At 68.9% G+C, this 2,605-nt stretch carries 2 protein-coding genes; both read left to right on the top strand.

Going from position 1 to position 2,605, the window contains the following annotated elements; all coding sequences use genetic code 11:
• Positions 1 to 988: xanthine dehydrogenase family protein molybdopterin-binding subunit (locus tag CVM52_RS25105; RefSeq protein WP_133119989.1), on the top strand; the 988-nt coding region annotated here is incomplete at its 5' end.
• Positions 981 to 2,465: a 6-hydroxynicotinate reductase gene (locus CVM52_RS25100; RefSeq protein ID WP_100164995.1), complete on the top strand. Its 1,485-nt coding sequence runs from the start codon at positions 981 to 983 to the stop codon at positions 2,463 to 2,465. The genes CVM52_RS25105 and CVM52_RS25100, both read left to right, overlap by 8 nt.
• Positions 2,466 to 2,605: the final 140 nt, after the last annotated feature.

Genomic DNA, 2,605 nt, shown 5'->3' with positions numbered 1-2,605 from the left:
CAACGCGGCGGCACAGGCCGCCGGCCGCCCGGTGCGGCGCGGCGTCGGGCTGGCGGCGGGCTGGTATGGCTGCGGCAATACCTCGCTGCCCAACCCGTCGACCATCAAGGCGGGGATCCGCGCCGATGGCGGCGTGGTGCTGCACCAGGGCGCGGTGGATATCGGGCAGGGCGCGAACACCGTCATCACCCAGATCTTTGCCCAGGCGCTGGGCGTGCCGGTGGACCAGGTGCAGCGGGTCGGCGGCGATACCGACGTGACCCCGGATGCCGGCAAAACCTCGGCCTCGCGCCAGACCTTCGTGTCGGGCAATGCCGCGCGGCTGGCCGGCGCGGCGCTGCGCCGGCAGATCCTGCACCTGTGCAACGCGCCCGAAGCGGCGCAGCTGCGGATCGGTGCCGGCGAGATCATCGTCGGGGACGAGTACGACCACCGGATCGAGCTGGGCAAGCTGGCCGCCGATGCCGAAGGCTATGTGCTGAGCGCCTGCGAAACCTATGACCCGCCGACCAAGCCGCTGGACCGGAACGGCCAGGGCGAACCCTATGCGCAGTTCGGCTATGCCGCGCATCTGGCGGTGGTCGAGGTCGACACCGCGCTGGGCACGGTGCGGCCGCAGCGCTTTGTCGCGGCGCATGACGTGGGCAAGGCGATCAACCCGATCCTGGTGGAGGGGCAGGTGCAGGGCGGCATCGCGCAGGGGCTGGGCATGGCGCTGATGGAAGAGTTCATCCCCGGCCGCACCGAGAACCTGCATGACTACCTGATCCCGACCAGTGGAGATATTCCGCCGGTAGAGACGATCATTGTCGAGGTGCCGGATGCGCATGGCCCTTATGGCGCCAAGGGGCTGGGCGAACATGTGCTGATCCCCACCGCGCCGGCGCTGTTGAATGCGATCCGCAATGCCTGCGGCCGGCGCCTCTACCGGGTGCCGGCAACCCCCGCGGCGGTGCGCGCGGCGCTGAGAGGGGAGCTGGATGACTGAGCGGGAGAAACCGGAAAAGATCCGCTGCGACGCCTGCCCGGTGCTGTGCTATATCGCCGAGGGCCGGTCGGGTGCCTGCGACCGCTATGCCAACCATGCCGGTCAGCTGGTGCGGCTGGACCCGTTGACCATCATCGAGGGGGCGCAGCAGAAGGGCGTGAAGGCGGTGCCGTTCCTGCAGGGCGGCGAGGGCGCCGAGTGGGACGGCGACCTGTTGCAGGGCAGCCGCCCCTTCGTGACCGCGATTGGCGCCGGCACCACCTATCCCGATTACAAGCCCGCTCCTTTTATCGTCAGCCAGGAGGTCGAGGGGGTGGATATGGTCACCGTGGTGACCGAGGGCATCTTTAGCTATTGCGGCGTCAAGGTGAAGATCGACACCGACCGCCACCTGGGCCACGAACGCGCCATCGTGCGCGCCGAGGGCGAGGCCATCGGCCACGTGATGACCAGCGAATACGGCTCGAAAATGCTGTCGCTGGGCGGGGTCGAGCATCTGACCGGCGGCAGCAAGAAGGAGGGCCGGGTGACCTGCGACGCGCTGCTGCGGCTGTGCAACCGCGAGGCGGTGGAGGTCAGCATCGACGATGGCGCCACGGTGGTGATCCAAGCCGGCCAGGCGCCGATCGTGAACGGGGTGGCGGAAAAGCTGATGCGGGTCGGCTGCGGATCGGCCGCGATTGGCATGTTCGCTTCGCAATGGGTCGATCACGTCGATGACGTGATCGTGGTGGACGACCACATCACCGGCCAGCTGTCGGAACACCAGGCGGGCAAGTTCCTGGGGATGCAGCCCACCGGCATCCGGATCAACGGCCGCCGGTCGACGCCGGGGCGCTATTTCCAGGTGGCCCAGCCCGGCACCGGCTGGGGCGGCACCGATGTCGAGAACCCGCTGGATATCCTCAAAGAGTCCGATCCCAGATTCGCCCGGCCCGGCATCAGGCTGTTCATGGTGTCGACCACCGGTGAACAATCGGCCTATTTCGAACTGGACGAGGCGCTGAAGCCGGTGGCCAGGCCGATGCCCGAGGCGCTGCGCGCCTCGGCCGCGCGGATCGCGGAGAATTGCGAACCCTCGGTCTGTTCGGTGCTGTTCATGGGCGGCGCCGGCGGGTCGCTGCGCGCCGGGGTGACGGAAAACCCGGTGCGGCTGACCAATTCGGTGCGGCAGTCGCTGGCGCATGTGTCCTGCGGCGGGGCGGAGGCCTATGTCTGGCCCGGCGGGGGCATCACCGTGATGGTCGATGTGATGGACATGCCCAGCAATGCCTTTGGCTATGTGCCGACGCCGGCGCTGGTTGCCCCCATCGAGTTCACCATGCGCATGGAAGATTACGCCGCGCTGGGCGGCCATGTGAAAGAAGTGCGCGCGCTGGGCGATATCCTGGCGCGCGAGGTGCGGCGGGTTGGCCAGGTCGACCCGGAGAGCGACCCGCACAGCCGCCGCAACTTTCGCTGGGGGGCAAAGCCGTGACCGGGCCGGTCGCGGCGGTTCTGAGCGGCGGGCGCCTGCATTTGCAGCACGGGCCGATCGACCTGATCCTGGGTGCGGAGGGCGCCGTGGCGCGCCGCAGCGCCTTTGCCGCCGCCACCGCCCGCTTCGAGACGGTGCTG

Origin of the sequence: Pseudooceanicola lipolyticus, assembly GCF_002786325.1 — a bacterium.
Classification (GTDB): Bacteria; Pseudomonadota; Alphaproteobacteria; order Rhodobacterales; family Rhodobacteraceae; genus Pseudooceanicola_C; species Pseudooceanicola_C lipolyticus.
The sequence above is the reverse complement of the archived record's forward strand: the minus strand, read 5'-3'. Positions and strand labels throughout refer to the sequence as shown.